This is a genomic window from Schaalia odontolytica (genome assembly GCF_002847525.1).
GTDB lineage: Bacteria > Actinomycetota > Actinomycetes > Actinomycetales > Actinomycetaceae > Pauljensenia > Pauljensenia odontolytica_B.
In genome coordinates, this window is record NZ_PKKM01000018.1 from 1 (window position 1) to 13,639 (window position 13,639).

A 13,639-nucleotide genomic window follows, 5' to 3' on the forward strand; every position below is an offset into this window, starting at 1 on the left:
ACCCCGGCAGAATACCGGGATCAGGCCCTACAGGAAGCCGCATAACGGCTACCATTAAACGCGTCCAAGTTTCGGGGCGCAGTTCACGGTTGGTGCTCGACGCGGGGTTTCTCGCCTCTCGGGATCAGCTCCTCGACGAAGAGTTCATCACTGCTGAGACGATAGCGGCGACGATGCCTGCAACGATGAGGATGAGGCCGATCGGCAGAATGTAGAAAATCATCCCGACCGCGAGCCAGTACAAGCCGTCTCCGCCGTCTCCATGGTTGCCCGGGATGAGCTCAATGACGAACCAGGCGAGGAAGGGAGAGACGGCGAGCAGTGCCCCGATTCCGGACAAAATACCCGCTAGTTTGTACGACGTGCGACGCTTCACAGGGGCCGCCGGAGCGTAGCCGTAGCCCGTGTACCCAGGCTGCGCATATGCCTGTGCGGGGGCACCGTTCCCAGGCTGCGCCGCCCAGTTCTGTTGCATCCCCAGCTGCGGCATCCCCTGCGGAGAAACGCCACCCTGGTACTGGTAGGACGGCTGCTGAGGAGACGAAGCGGGATACACGTTCGGGTCCGGAACACTTGGATTCGGGGTTGTCATAATCTGTCCTTCCAACAGTGGCGTGCGCCCGCGGGCGCAACCGTCACAATCCTTAATGATGACGAGCCGCGGGAGACGAGCATGACAACCACCTCAGCCGGGCACAACGACGTATCCAATGCGGGATCACGAACTCCCAAACCGCATTGACAGCCACACCCATGCTGTGAACAGAAGCCACGGGCTCACGTGTACGAGGATTGCATAGAAGCTCCACCAGCGCCCTCTCGGCTCTTTCGTGGTGAACATGCCGATGAGCGCGAGGAGGATTCCCAGCAGACCATTGAGGACGAGAATGATAAGAAAAAATACAATGGCGTACCCAAAGCCGTAAACTTCGAGGTAGCCCTCCTCCGTGGTGTGCTCGCGAATCGACACGCGGAGGCTTCCGAAGGCAATAAAGAGAACGAGAATCCACCCGCCAACGCCCAGGATCAGGGACGTAGCCTGCGCCCCTCCGAGGCCGGTCCACCAGCGTCTTACTTCTTGCCCCTGGATGGCGGGAGCATCAGGCTGAGGCGGAGCGGCTGCCTCGAGTAGATTCTCGCCAGCCATGCTCGTCATTTGTTCCTCACTCATTGGGGATCACACTCCTTAGACAACGAGATGCGCAGTTTAGAAACCGTAAGCGGATGAAAGCACTACCGAGAGCAGGAAGAACAGAAGCACCGCGGCCATGACAACAACGACCGGGATGGCATTCAGCCGAAGCGCACGAGAGACATATTTGCCTTCTTCGGGAGTCCTGACCTGATCCATCGCGGCGACACCAAGGATGGCTCCAATGAGGTTAATCAAGCCAACGGGGATGGATCCAAGGCCGACGATGAAAATAAAACCGAGCGGTGCCAACGCTCTTTCCAAGGAATCCGTCGACGTCATCGCAAAACGCACCCAGGCGACAAGCCCGATAACGATGACTACTCCGAAGACGACAAGGCCGGCAACACCGCAACCGAATGATGCTTTTCCTGGGGATTTACCCGGATTCTGTCCGTAAGGAGCAGGCTGGGGCACCTGGTTGTAATTGGCGGCAGGAGGCTGGGGCACCTGCCCCGGGTATGAGTTCGGTTCGGGGTAATTCGGATACGGTGTCGTCATCATCATTCCTTCACGTCGTTCGTCTCGTGCCGACACTGGCTCGTCAATCAACGGGTGCTGCTCGCTCATCTGCACCCTCGCATATCGTCGCGCGGCTGCTCGAGTTCCTTGTCCGTATCAGGAGCTGTCATGACTCTCCCTCCGAAAAAGTATTTCAAGAATTGAGATTATCGGAGAGAGGGGCTCTGCGCAAGGAAATAGCACCCGAGGAGCATGCGCAACACCTGGGCAACCCCGGCCTCGTTCGTCGAAGAAGCGCCCTACGCGACTGAACCAAGAACCATCAGGGGAAGAAACAGAAGACACAAGCACAGGGTTCCATTCAGGACGATTCCCCACGTAGCGAGTGCCTGCTCATCCTCACTGTCGGCGCGTCGATGCGCCCGTATTCCCATGATCAGGCCCGTCAGCTGGGCGATGCCCACCGGGACGGACACGATGATGAAGGCGATCACAACAAACATGCCGAGCAAGAACGAGTCCTCCGGCGTCGAAGTAATTCCGCCGAGCATCGCGAACAGGCCGACGAGCAACGCTCCACCCATCACCAGCAAGCCTGCGACTCCCACCCCAACGGATCTCGCGCCCGCGCTGCTAAAGAAGCGCTCGAACAGGGAGAAACACGCGAACAGGACCGCACCGCCACACACAGCAAGGAGGACAACGGGGCCAACCGGGTTGTCAGCAAGACCCGCGGCAGGGATGATGCCGGCGCAGCCAAGGAAGAAGGCATTCGCTCCCACTCCAAGCGCGCAGCGCCCGAGCTCCGCGCGATCCTCGGCGTGCCTTCGCCCCACGAACCCGGCGATGACACCTGCCAGATGAATGATCCCCGCCGCGCAGGCTACGGGCAGGACAGAACGGATGAACTCATCGTCGCTCATCACCGCAGAGTCCCCGGGGATGACGGGGTGAGTGCCGGCGTTCATCTCGTCAAAAAACGAGGTCGACAGGACGATGAAACCCCCGATGATCACGGCAAGTCCCGCGAGTGCGCAGGCAAAGGACAACCTGTTCATCATTCTCAACATGCGCTTGTTGGGCACAGGTGCGGGACCGCTGTGATCATTCATGGTTTTCTCCGTCCAACGCTTCAGTGACCTACATGAACAGCATCAGAACGATCATGAAGGCGGTGAAGACGACGTATGGGCTTGCGTTCAGGAGGATTCCCAGCCAGTTGAGCTTCCTCGTCTTCGGCTTCCCCACTGCCCCAACAATCCCGATAACACCGCCGGCGAGGTTCACCGGGCCAATAAACATCAGCGCAAAGAGCGGCAAGAATCCGATCGCTTCCTTGCCACTCGGGTCGGGGTCGGATGCGCTGGCTCGGATAGCAAGCCACATGGCCAGTATCGTCAGGACAATGAGGGCCCACCCGACAACACCCAAGATGATCGACACTCGATTCACCTTCTGAACCACGGGCCCTTGAGGCACAGGCGCATAGCCCGGAGCAGTCCCCTGATATGCAGGCTGCGCGGGAACTTCGGGCTGCCCCACAGGCTGCTGTGGATACGACATACTCATTTGCTTCCTCCACTCAATGGGCGCTATTCGCAGACAATAGTCATCCGAGAGCCATCACGGCGCCAGCAGCACCGGGGAAGCTCGACGTGCTAATCCAGGCAAGAAGAGCTGCAGCGATCACCCAGGGAAGAATATTCAGGCCGATACCGAGCAGGCTCCACATCCGCTGTCGGCCAGAGACCGAGGGCCCCAACTTCAGGAAGCCAACAATCAGACCGGCAAGATTGATGGGTGGCAGGAGGCACATGTATACAACGAACGGAATGATCCATACAAAGCCACCGCCTTCGGGATGGTCACTGTGCACAGCAGTGAAAACGATATAGGCGCAGTACAGGAGTGACAGAACCAGGACACCCAGTCCGATGATCGCAAGAATGAAGGACACCCTACTGATCTTTTCCGGGACCTGGCGCTGGGGCGCCAGCGAATATGGCACGCCCGCCTGGGGCACAACCTGCTGCACAGGCTGCGCGGCCTGCGCCGGCTGCGCGGGAACTGCAGGCTGCCCCGCAGGCTGCTGAGGATAAGGGACGCTCATCAGATTCCTCCTCTATTGCACCAACATGATGCGGCAACGAGACTGTGAAGAACCCCCACATCCCTCCTTGCCGAAAAATCTTTCAAGAATTGAGACTAACGACAAGACAACCCCCACGCAAAACGCACTCACCCGAGGAGGGTGCGCAGCGACGGCCTCGTCGGGCGAGGACAGGCTTGATATTGCAATGAAAAGACGATATCTCGGCCATCGCCAGCAAAGCGCCGGGCAGGTTCAGATGAGAACCAGCAGGGGGAGGAAAAGCACGCACCAGCACAGGGGCACGTTCAGGACTATTCCTCGCCCGGCAAGCGCCCGCTCGGCCTCGCTGTCGGCGTGCCGACGCGCCCGTATACCCACGATCAGGCCCGTCAACTGGATAAGGCCCGCCGGGACGGACATGTAGATGCAGACGGCCACGACAATCAACTCGGGCAAGAAGGGTCGCCCCGGCGTCGTAGCTAGTTCGTGGAGCATCGCGAACAGGCCGACAAGCAACGCTCCGGCCATAGCCAGCATGCCCGCGGCTCCCGCGCCCACCGATATCGCGCCCGCGCTGGCACGCATGCCGCGGAATAGGGACACACACGCAGCCAGGACCGCAGCGCCGCACACAACGAGGAGGGGCACGAGCGCCCGCGGATCGGGGACCAAGCCAACGACGGGGGTGATACAGGCGCAGGCAAGAAAGAAGGCATTCGCACCCACTCCGAGCGCGCAGCGCGCGAGCTCCCTCCGATCCTCGGCGCGCGTTCGTCCCATCAGCCCGGCGACGACACCCACCAGATGAACGATCCCCGCCACGCCGGCTGCAGGCAGGAGGGAACGGACAAACTCGCCGTCGCTCATGACCGCAAACTCGCCGGGTATGACGAGGTTAGCACTTGCACTCATCTCGTCAACAACCGAGGCTGACAGGACGATGAAACCCCCGATGATCACGGCAAGTCCCGCGAGTGCGCAGGCCAGGGACAGCCTGCACATCCGGCGCAACGTACGTTCGCGAGGCCCACCTGCGGGAACGCTGCAGTCGTTCACGGCATTCTCCTCCCAGTGATCGCAGCGGCGGCCTCGTCAGACACAAGCACACGCCATCACTGGGCGTGCGCTCACGACCTACGAGAAAAACGGTGCCACGGCCAGGCCGACGAACATGATAACGAAAAAGATGACGTACGGGCTCGCATTGAGGATAATTCCCAGCCTATTGAGCTTCCATTTCGCCGGCTTCTCCTTCGCCCTTGAGGAAGCGACGATGATACCGATGAGGTTCAACGGACCGCCGAGGGCCAGCACAAAAAGAGGAAAGAAGCCGAAAATATCATTCCCGCTCGCGGAAGCGTCCGGTGAGTGCATCTCTACCCACGCGTCCAGCACTAACAGCGCGATGAACACCCATACACCAATTCCGAAGACGAGGGAGAGGTAGTTAACCCGCACTTTCACAGGCCCCTGGGGCACGGGCGCATAGCCCGGCGCAAATCCCTGGGGCGCTGGCTGCGCGGGGCCCATGTGGGGCACCCCCTGAGGCGCCGGTTGCGCGGGAGCTGCCGGCTGCGCGGGTGCTCCCGCCTGGGGAACCCCCTGATATGCCGGCTGCGCGGGCTGCGCCGGCTGCGCGGGAACCGCGGGCTGCCCCGCAGGCTGCTGAGGATAAGGCGTGCTCATCAGATTCCTCCTTTATTGCACCGACATGCGACAACGAGACTGTGAAGAACCCCCACATCCCTCCTTGCCGAAAAGTCTTTCAAGAATGGAGACTAACGACAAGACAACCCCCATGCAAAAAGCACTCACCCAAGGAGAGTGTGCAGCACCTGGGCGACCCCAGCCTCGTTGTTGGAGGGGGCGACGAAACGCGAGGCCTCGATGACATCCTGCGAGGCGTTGGCCATGGCGAAGGACAGGTCGCCCTCGCTCATCATGGACAGGTCGTTACCGGCGTCGCCGAATACGGCGGTCTGAGAGCGATCCACACCGAGGAAGCGCTGCAGGTCGCGCACGGCGCTCCCCTTGTCGACGCCTCGGATCTGCAGATCCGCCCAGTTCGCACCCGACACCGCGTACTGGTGCGTGTCGGCGAATCGCGCGAGCGTCGCCTCCGCGAGCGCCTGGACCGGCCCGATGACGTAGACAGCGAGCTTGACGATCGCGTCATCGATCTCGCCGGCCTCGATCGCGTCGATGATGGCGATCTGGTCGTCGATGCGCTTCGTGCGGTGATAGTAGGGCAGAACGCCGTCGACGAAGCGGTCGTCGGTGCGCTCGACGTAGGCGAATTGCTTGCCGCACATGACCAGGCCACCGTCGATCCCGTCCGGACCCGAGGTGGCTTCACGCACGAGGCGAACGGCCTCGCGCATGGTGGGGGCATCGAGGGGGCTGGAGGAGACCTCGACGCCATCGCGCATGACGATTCCGCCGTTCTCGCCAATGACGGTCATGCCGGGGCGCCCGGGGAACATGTCGATGAGGGTCCACACCTGACGGCCGGACGCGGGCGCGAAGGTGACGCCGCGCGCGTCCATCTGGTCGAGCAGCTCGTCCATACCGGGCGGAAAGTTCTTGTCATCGTCCAGGAGGGTGCCATCCATGTCGACGGCGGCCAGGCGCAGGTCGGCGCCCGCGTAAAGCGCGGGGTCAGTGGGGGTCATCATGGGTCCATTGTGCCCGACGGGAGGCACGGGTGCTTGCGACCTACGACGAGGCCGGGGCAACCTCACGTGACCTCGTGCGGTACGCGCATGGTCATTCTGAGCGCTCCTGATCCCTCTCTGTGCCCTTCTCGAAGAGGCGCACGAGGAGGGCGCACAGGAACGCAAGCATGCCGAACGGGGCGACGAAGAGCAGCGCGGAGAGGAAGGCCAAGTTTATGGCGACTGCGGGCGGGTTACCGTCCGGATCAAAAAAGCTGGCAAGCCAGGCCAACGGCGGCAGGTACAACATACTTCCGGTGAGGACGAAACCCAGGATGACGCAGACGCGCACCACGCTCGAACCCCGGCGATGTTTCTCGCGGATCAACTCGCCCGCGTTGTCCGCAGATCCATCGGCTAGATTAGCCCGCGCTACCTCATCGGCGGCCTTTCTTTCACGACTTTTTGCTGCCGTGACGTCGACAGCCAGCGCCAGCAAAGCAACAAATACGACGGGGGTAGCGAGTAAAAGAAAGCCGACTAAGTACACGGAACCTCCAGATCGTAGAACCGACGCCACCGCGCCCATCCGTTCCAATCAGGAGAACGCCAAGGTCGGCTCAGAACCACCACCATAGCGCAGCCGCAGCCAGGGCCAGCACGGCGACCACGAAAGCACCGACGCACCTACGTTCGCACGCCGCATCGGACCGTTTCGCTATATGTCGAGACTACCGATAGCAAACATACTCAGCCTCACAAGAATGTAGCCAATGACCATGATCACGGGGGGAACGACGTACATGCGCGCCGACTCTGCATGTTGTCGACGCGCTGCCTGCACCCACATAACCCACTCGGCAATTCCGACGCAGTATGCAAGAAACACCGCCGGCAGACCAAAAAGCATGCATGGGATGAGGAGAAGACCCGGAAGCCAATACGAACCATCGCCGTTATCCGAGTGATCTCCAGGCTCTAAACTAATCAGGAATGTCATGACGCTCGGAGCAAGAAGAAGGAGCAAGCCAATGACAGCAAAGATGATCCAAATTTTGGGAACCCACGGCTTCTTTGGAAGAGGTTGTGTCGGCGGTGGTTGCAACACCATTGCCTGTTGCGGCCAAGCAGGATTAGGCAACACACCACGAGGCACCCCACTTGCGTGAGACCGGTGGTCGCCACCCCGGCAGGCATCACATGTTGGTCTTTTTCATCCATCATCAAACCTCCTCGTTCGCAATGTGAATGAATCTAACTAGAACCACCAAAGCGCAACGGCCGCGGCAAGCAGCATCGCGACCACGAAAGCACCGATGCGCGAGAAGCGACTGGCCCCCATGGACAGTGGGCATCTCGTCGAGGCCGACAGGGAGAAGATTTCCTCATCGAGAGCCGCTCGCATCTGTGGGCGCACGGCGGGCGGGTATGAGGGCGGCGCGGGGCGCCGGCGACGCGTGGCTGGCCTGGTGACCTGCGCTCCTCGCGCAGCCCCACCGACCCCCTCCGCGTGCGAGTACTGGGAAGGCGAGCGGTACACGATGTCTCCATCGACTATTGCGGTGTGAATGGCGCAATCCTAGCACCCATGAGGCGTGCATCACATGCATTTGATTTCTTTCATTTCAAACAATTTGATCGGAGCCGCAAACCAACAAACGGCTTGCACCCCCTTACAAAATGAGCTGCCTATCACGCTATGCGTTAGGCTGGTCATGTTCGTTCACAGCATCGAACGACCCTACGTTGAGGAGAGAATCATGAGTCTGGAAGATCTGGCCAAGAAGGATGAAGAAGGCTTCGAGAAGGTCGTTGACGCGGCCAAGGAGAAGGCTGAAGAAGCCAAGGACAAGCTCGCCGAGCTCGCTGGCGACGCCAAGGACAAGGCAGAAGACGCCAAGGACAAGGCAGCGGAGGCCGCCGAAGACGCCAAGGACAAGGCAGCGGAGGCCGCCGAAGACGCCAAGGACAAGGCAGCGGAGATCGCCGAAGACGCCAAGGACAAGGTCGAGGACGTCAAGGACGAGCTCGAGAAGTGAGTCACCAGAAGGGGGGCGAACCGAGAGGTTCGCCCCCCTTCTCCATACACTCACGCCCCGACGGTTTTACATTCCCCCGTAGCTCGGACCCACGCGACTGGCGACGAGCGCTCTACTCCCGCCCCTCGCGCACGCCCGCGAGGATGCGGCGGCGCAGCGGGACGGTCGCCTCGGAGGCGACGACGATGAGAATGACGCCCACAAGCGCCGAGGCAAGCGCAATGAGGACACCCTTTCCCGCACCCGCCGCAAGCATCGGCGACATGAACACCATGCCGAGCAGCATCGAGCCGACGATCATGACGAACGCGGGAATCGCGACCTCGAGGCGACGGCTGCGATCCATGAAGCCGCGCGGCGACCCCATGTAGGACAGGGCGCGCACCTGGTCGGCGGAGTCGAGGACGCGGATCGACTGGTTGACCGCGGTCGACACAGCGCCCAGCACGAGGGTGATAGCGAAGGTGAGCAGCATGCCCCTGTTAATGTCGCCGACGACGATGAGCGCGACCTCATCGGTCCTGTCCCCACTCATCGAGATCGCATCACTCGCCGGGTACATGATGCCCACGAGGAAGCCGACGAGGGCCACCGCCCCGAAGGAACGCCACACGGCGCGCGGATCGTCGGCCATGCGACGCCCGGCCACCATCATCTGAGGGCTGCGCGAGACCCGCGCCATGATGCGGCCCATGAGGCTGATCGACCACACGCCCACCAGGTTGACGATGAGGAAGATCGCACCCATGAACCCCAAAAAGACGGCCATGCCGATCGCGGTTCCCAGGTTCATCGCGAGGGTACCAACGCTCAGCCACACCACGAGGAGGACCAGGCCGATGACGGGGCCGACCGCGCTCACGCGGCCCGCCTGCATGCGGCGCGCGACACCCAGGGGCGTGATTGCGACCTTGCGCATGGCCAGCCACGAGGACAGGGCCGCGAGGAGAATCATGGCGAGCCCCTCGACGAGGAGGGCCACGACCCCCACCCACATCTCGCCGACCCCCATCGGGCGGCCCTGGAAGGACAGGGCGCCCCACGCGGGCAGCGTCACGGCGTACAGGATCGAGCCGACAATGACGCCGACGGCCGCAAACACGCAGGTTTCGAGGATGCAGGCTAGCTTCGTCTTTCCCGGCGCGAGGCCGACGAGGCGCAGGACCGCGAGGTCGCGCTCGCGCCTGCTCATGCCCAGGCGCGCGGCCGCCGCCCCCATCGAGATGATGGGAACAATCAGCAGGGTGGCCGCGAAGTACGCAAGCATCACGTAGAAGGACGCCATCCCGTCGAGGCTTGACGGATCATCACCTGTGGCTGACGTGGCAGCCACGGCGGCCCTCGCCCCGAAGGCCATGACGCCGCCCGTGACCGCGAGCAGGAACGCGTGCGGCAGGGCAAAAGCCGCAACCGTCAGGACACTCGTCGCCCGGTCGCGCGACCGCAGGAGCGCCCCGGCGGCTGTGCGCACGGCGCTCATCGGGCCACCCCCTGGTTGGGGGTTCCACTGCCTCGGGCCTCGAGGGAAATGCGACCGTCGCGCACGTGGATCGTGTGCGGCAGGCGCGCTGCGACGGCGGGGTCGTGGGTGACGAGGACGAGGGAGGCACCCGTGGAAGCGCAGGCGCTCGTCAGAAGGGACATGACCTCGCCGCCGGTCGCCTGGTCGAGGGCGCCGGTTGGCTCATCCGCGAAGATCACCGAGGGATTGGTAGCGAGCGCGCGGCCGATCGCGACACGCTGGGCCTGACCACCCGAGAGCTGGCCGGGTCGGTAGGGGCCGGCACCGTCGAGGCCGAGGTTCGTCAGGATCTCGCGTGCGCGAGCGATCGCCTGCGATTTCGACGTTCCCGCGAGCATGAGGGGCATCGCAATGTTCTCTTCCGTGGGCAGCTCGGGCAGGAGCTGGCCATCCTGGAACACGAAGCCGAAGCGGCGCAGGCGCAGGTTGGAGAGCACCCGCTCCGACATGCTCGTCATCTCTTCGCCATCGAGCGTGATCGATCCGGAGCTGGGGCGCAGCACGCCCGCCAGGCAGTGCAGGAGCGTCGTCTTACCGGAGCCCGAGGGGCCCATGATCGCCACCTGTGTGCCCTGCGGGAGCGTCAGGTCGACGCCTGCCAGGGCGTGGACGGGAGTATTCCCGCGCATATATGTCTTCGTCAGTGCTCGGGTCACCAGGCCCGCCGTGTCGTGTGTCATGTTTGAACGATAGTCCCGCAGCCCCGCGCGATTCTATGAGGGTCTGCCCTGGTCGCCCCCTGGCTCATCCCGGACATCGACGCTGCAGTTGCTACGTTTGACGCATGAACCGCGCCCTGGACCCCCTCGCCGCCCAGCTGCTGCTACGCGCCTACGCGCGGGCCACGAACATGCTCATCGCGGGGCGTTCCTTCGCGACGGACGACCCGACGCTGGCCGCCCTGCTTCGCTCGTTCGGCGCCCACGTGCGCCCGATTGCCGAGGCCGAGGGAACCCCGGCCTCGTCCCCGGTCGTGTTCGCGCTCGAGGAGGACGCGGCCCCTAAGCCCGGAGCGATCACGGTCCTGGCGCCCGGAGGCACGTTCCATGCCGTCATCGCCCCCGACGGGCGCACCATCACGGGCCCCGGCGACGAGGGGCGCATCGAGTGGGCGCGCACCCACATGCCGGTCACCGAGGCGGCGGCACGCGCCCTGGCGCCCCTGGTGGCGGGCCGAAGCGTGGGGCTGTCCCTCGTCCTGGAGCCAAAAACGGCGGCACTGGCTCTCATGCTCTCCGAGGCGGGAGCACGCGTGAGCGTCTTCGGCTGGGCATCCGAGACCCGCGAGGATGTCGCTGCCCGCCTGCGCGAGGCCGGCATCCCCGTCTTCGCGGACTCGAGCGCCTCCCGCGAGCGCGAGTGGGAGCTCGCGCGCGAGTTTTTGGCCCAGCGCAGCGAATTCCTGCTGGATGACGGCTCCCACCTGATCCGTCTGGCGCACGACACGGAGGCCTGCCCGGGCGTCCTGGACGCGCTGGTCGGCGCTGCGGAGGAGACCACCTCGGGGCTGCGCCCCCTGCGTTCTTTCGATCTGCGCATTCCGGTCCTGGCCTCGAACGATGCGCGGTCGAAGACCCTGTTCGACAACGCCTACGGGACGGGTCAGTCGTGCTGGACGACGATCCTCGATCTGATCGACCCGCGCGGCGTCGGTGCGCCCGTGGCGGGGATGAGCGTCGTCGTCATCGGCTACGGCGACGTGGGTCGCGGCTGCGCACGCTTCGGCGCGGCGCTCGGCGCACGCGTGACCGTCGTCGAGCTGGACCCCGTGCGCGCCCTGCAGGCGTCGATGGATGGGTTCGCCGTGGCCTCGCTGGAAGAGGCCACGGCGAGCGCCGGCATGCTGATTTCCGCGACGGGCGAGCGGGCGACAATCCCACTGAGCGCGCTGGAGGCTGCGCCGGGCGGCGCGATCGTCACGGTCGCCGGCGGCGTCGACGGGGAGGTATCCATCGACGAGGCCGTGGCCGCCTCCTGGGTCATGGCCGAGTCGGGCGATCCCCACGTGCAGACCCTGACCAGCCCCTCCGGCAAGACGCTACGCATCCTTGAGCGCGGGGAGGGCATCAACTACACGGCGGGCGAGGGAAACCCCATCGAGATCATGGACATGAGCTTCGGCGTGCAGCTGGCATCCCTGCGCGAGCTCCTCACCCGCGAAGGCGAGCTATCCCCCGGCCTGCACGACCTGCCGCGCGAGGCGGACGACGCGGTGGCCGCAGCAGCGCTGGGCGCCCTGTCTCTGTCGTAGTCGCAGGTCACGTCCACCGGCGGGCGGGCGCACCCACCCCACTTCTACACTGTTAGTCAGCGTCCCCCACTGAAAGGTCCCCCATGAGCGACGTGGTCGTCTGGTCCGCCGGCATGGTCATCCCGATCACCGCCCCCTCGATCCTCGACGGCGCTGTTGCCGTGCGCGACGGGCGCATCGAGCACGTGGGGGCGCGCGACTGGGTCGTCGAAACGCTCACGCAGCGCGGCCTTTCCTTCACCGAACGCCACTTTGACGGCGTGCTGCTCCCCGGCCTCGTCAATGCGCACACGCACCTGCAGTACACGGGCATGGCGTCCGTGGGCGCGGGGCAGTACCGAGGTTTCGACGACTGGGCATGCGCCTTCGACGAGGTCTACGACGCGGGCGGCCTGGACTGGGGAGGCGACGCGGCCGCGGGCGCACGCCTACTCCTGGAAAGCGGCACGACCGCCGCCGCCGACGTGGTGACGGACGCCGCCGCGGCCTCGGCCCTGCACGACGCGGGCCTGCACGGCGTCGCCTACTGGGAGGTCATGAGCTGGTCGAACGACGAGTGGCGTGCCCGCGGTGAACGCGAGGTCTCCGCATCCCTCGATGCGATGCCGACCCCTCCGGCCGTGGGTATCTCCCCGCACGCCCCCTACTCCCTCGACGCTGAGCCGCTGCTGGATCTGCCGGACATGGCCAGGCGTCGCGGCATGCGCATCCACATCCACCTGGGTGAGTCCCACTCCGAGGCCGAATGGTCCGAAACGCGCACGACCGCCCTGGCCGACCTGTGGAAGAGCGAGCACTCCTCGTCGTTCACGGCGATGCGCTCGCGCGGCGGCGGCTTCTCCTCGACGCAGTTCGTCGATCAGCTGGGCGTCCTCGGACCCGACTGCCACGTCGCCCACGGCGTGTACATGCGCGCCGACGACCGCAGGCGACTGCGCGCCCGCCAGACGGCCGTGGCGCTGTGCCCGCGCTCGAACCGTGTGATCGGCCTGGACGCGCCGCCCGTCGGCGCCTACCTCGCCGAGGGCAACATGATCGCGGTGGGCACGGACTCCCTGTCCTCCTCCCCGTCCCTCGACCTGCTCGAGGACGTCGCCCTCCTCTTCGACCTGGCGCGATCCCAAGGCTACGAGGACCAGGACCTGGCGCGCCGCCTCCTGCAGGCCGCGACCCTGGGCGGCGCCACAGCGATGGGCCTGGCGACCGGCCCCGACCGCCTCGGTCAGCTCCAGTCGGGCGCGGTCGCCGACATGTGCATCGTCGACGTACCCGTGACCTCGATCGTGGAGACCATCGACACCGTCGCCCGCCACGGCGCCGGTCGCGTCGTCGAAACCATCGTGTCCGGGCGCGTGCGCTACTCGGCCTCGCACTGACCCTGTCGTTTCTCTTTCGCTCAGCCTCCCTTTCCCTTCATTTGGAGCTTC

Annotated in this window: 16 protein-coding genes; 3 read left to right on the plus strand and 13 right to left on the minus strand. The window is 64.3% G+C overall.

Going from position 1 to position 13,639, the window contains the following annotated elements; genetic code table 11:
• Window positions 1-124: 124 nt before the first annotated feature.
• The 11 genes from CYJ22_RS09625 to CYJ22_RS09680 all read right to left on the minus strand — a co-directional run bounded on the left by CYJ22_RS09625 (window position 125) and on the right by CYJ22_RS09680 (window position 7,940).
• Entirely contained in the window at window positions 125-592 is a 468-nt protein-coding gene (locus CYJ22_RS09625) for an iron transporter (protein ID WP_101602450.1), read from the minus strand.
• A gap of 126 nt (window positions 593-718) precedes the next feature.
• Window positions 719-1,171: a hypothetical protein gene (locus CYJ22_RS09630; protein WP_101602451.1), complete on the minus strand. Its 453-nt coding sequence runs from the start codon at window positions 1,169-1,171 to the stop codon at window positions 719-721.
• 36 nt (window positions 1,172-1,207) lie between these two features.
• Window positions 1,208-1,762: a hypothetical protein gene (locus CYJ22_RS09635; RefSeq protein ID WP_133124167.1), complete on the minus strand. Its 555-nt coding sequence runs from the start codon at window positions 1,760-1,762 to the stop codon at window positions 1,208-1,210.
• A gap of 191 nt (window positions 1,763-1,953) precedes the next feature.
• Window positions 1,954-2,766, minus strand: a complete 813-nt coding sequence (locus CYJ22_RS09640; protein ID WP_007588557.1) for a hypothetical protein — start codon at window positions 2,764-2,766, stop codon at window positions 1,954-1,956.
• Window positions 2,767-2,794: 28 nt separating this feature from the next.
• Complete coding sequence (locus tag CYJ22_RS09645) at window positions 2,795-3,097, minus strand: cell division protein FtsW (RefSeq protein ID WP_101602453.1); 303 nt, start codon at window positions 3,095-3,097, stop codon at window positions 2,795-2,797.
• A 166-nt stretch (window positions 3,098-3,263) separates the two neighbouring features.
• Window positions 3,264-3,764, minus strand: coding sequence for a hypothetical protein (locus tag CYJ22_RS09650; protein ID WP_101602454.1), 501 nt, complete (start codon window positions 3,762-3,764; stop codon window positions 3,264-3,266).
• A gap of 234 nt (window positions 3,765-3,998) precedes the next feature.
• Complete coding sequence (locus CYJ22_RS09655) at window positions 3,999-4,748, minus strand: hypothetical protein (protein WP_243390503.1); 750 nt, start codon at window positions 4,746-4,748, stop codon at window positions 3,999-4,001.
• Window positions 4,749-4,880: 132 nt separating this feature from the next.
• Entirely contained in the window at window positions 4,881-5,432 is a 552-nt protein-coding gene (locus tag CYJ22_RS09660; RefSeq protein ID WP_101602456.1) for a hypothetical protein, read from the minus strand.
• A 125-nt stretch (window positions 5,433-5,557) separates the two neighbouring features.
• Window positions 5,558-6,421 carry an HAD-IIB family hydrolase gene (locus CYJ22_RS09665; RefSeq protein ID WP_101602457.1) on the minus strand — a complete coding sequence of 288 codons (864 nt, stop codon included), beginning with the start codon at window positions 6,419-6,421 and terminating at the stop codon, window positions 5,558-5,560.
• Between the two features lie 91 nt (window positions 6,422-6,512).
• Window positions 6,513-6,950 (minus strand): hypothetical protein, encoded by a 438-nt coding sequence (locus tag CYJ22_RS09670; protein ID WP_101602458.1) that lies wholly within the window; start codon window positions 6,948-6,950, stop codon window positions 6,513-6,515.
• A gap of 708 nt (window positions 6,951-7,658) precedes the next feature.
• Window positions 7,659-7,940, minus strand: a complete 282-nt coding sequence (locus CYJ22_RS09680; RefSeq protein WP_101602460.1) for a hypothetical protein — start codon at window positions 7,938-7,940, stop codon at window positions 7,659-7,661.
• Window positions 7,941-8,160: 220 nt separating this feature from the next.
• On the opposite strand from CYJ22_RS09680, the gene CYJ22_RS09685 reads away from it, so the two are divergent.
• On the plus strand, window positions 8,161-8,439 hold the full coding sequence (locus CYJ22_RS09685; protein WP_101602472.1) for a hypothetical protein: 279 nt from the start codon (window positions 8,161-8,163) through the stop codon (window positions 8,437-8,439).
• Window positions 8,440-8,551: 112 nt separating this feature from the next.
• Here the strand turns inward: CYJ22_RS09685 and CYJ22_RS09690 are convergent, their stop codons facing one another.
• Together CYJ22_RS09690 and CYJ22_RS09695 are read right to left on the minus strand one after the other, a co-directional pair.
• Entirely contained in the window at window positions 8,552-9,919 is a 1,368-nt protein-coding gene (locus CYJ22_RS09690) for an ABC transporter permease (RefSeq protein ID WP_101602461.1), read from the minus strand.
• Window positions 9,916-10,641 (minus strand): ABC transporter ATP-binding protein, encoded by a 726-nt coding sequence (locus CYJ22_RS09695; protein WP_101602462.1) that lies wholly within the window; start codon window positions 10,639-10,641, stop codon window positions 9,916-9,918. The genes CYJ22_RS09690 and CYJ22_RS09695 overlap by 4 nt, the downstream gene beginning before the upstream one ends.
• Before the next feature lie 104 nt (window positions 10,642-10,745).
• Between CYJ22_RS09695 and CYJ22_RS09700 the strand changes: the two genes are divergently transcribed.
• A complete protein-coding gene (locus CYJ22_RS09700) occupies window positions 10,746-12,212 on the plus strand; it encodes an adenosylhomocysteinase (RefSeq protein ID WP_101602463.1) in 1,467 nt (488 codons plus the stop codon).
• Window positions 12,213-12,295: 83 nt separating this feature from the next.
• Window positions 12,296-13,588, plus strand: coding sequence for an amidohydrolase family protein (locus CYJ22_RS09705; protein WP_101602464.1), 1,293 nt, complete (start codon window positions 12,296-12,298; stop codon window positions 13,586-13,588).
• Window positions 13,589-13,639: the final 51 nt, after the last annotated feature.

Coding starts and splice junctions, on each gene's coding strand:
- CYJ22_RS09635 (WP_133124167.1), bottom strand. CDS start 1,762: ATGAGCGAGCAGCACCCGTTGATTGACGAGCCAGTGTCGGCACGAGAC.
- CYJ22_RS09650 (WP_101602454.1), bottom strand. CDS start 3,764: ATGAGCGTCCCTTATCCTCAGCAGCCTGCGGGGCAGCCTGCAGTTCCC.
- CYJ22_RS09665 (WP_101602457.1), bottom strand. CDS start 6,421: ATGATGACCCCCACTGACCCCGCGCTTTACGCGGGCGCCGACCTGCGC.
- CYJ22_RS09640 (WP_007588557.1), bottom strand. CDS start 2,766: ATGAATGATCACAGCGGTCCCGCACCTGTGCCCAACAAGCGCATGTTG.
- CYJ22_RS09660 (WP_101602456.1), bottom strand. CDS start 5,432: ATGAGCACGCCTTATCCTCAGCAGCCTGCGGGGCAGCCCGCGGTTCCC.
- CYJ22_RS09655 (WP_243390503.1), bottom strand. CDS start 4,748: ATGTGCAGGCTGTCCCTGGCCTGCGCACTCGCGGGACTTGCCGTGATC.
- CYJ22_RS09625 (WP_101602450.1), bottom strand. CDS start 592: ATGACAACCCCGAATCCAAGTGTTCCGGACCCGAACGTGTATCCCGCT.
- CYJ22_RS09630 (WP_101602451.1), bottom strand. CDS start 1,171: ATGAGTGAGGAACAAATGACGAGCATGGCTGGCGAGAATCTACTCGAG.
- CYJ22_RS09700 (WP_101602463.1), top strand. CDS start 10,746: ATGAACCGCGCCCTGGACCCCCTCGCCGCCCAGCTGCTGCTACGCGCC.
- CYJ22_RS09690 (WP_101602461.1), bottom strand. CDS start 9,919: ATGAGCGCCGTGCGCACAGCCGCCGGGGCGCTCCTGCGGTCGCGCGAC.
- CYJ22_RS09685 (WP_101602472.1), top strand. CDS start 8,161: ATGAGTCTGGAAGATCTGGCCAAGAAGGATGAAGAAGGCTTCGAGAAG.
- CYJ22_RS09705 (WP_101602464.1), top strand. CDS start 12,296: ATGAGCGACGTGGTCGTCTGGTCCGCCGGCATGGTCATCCCGATCACC.
- CYJ22_RS09695 (WP_101602462.1), bottom strand. CDS start 10,641: ATGACACACGACACGGCGGGCCTGGTGACCCGAGCACTGACGAAGACA.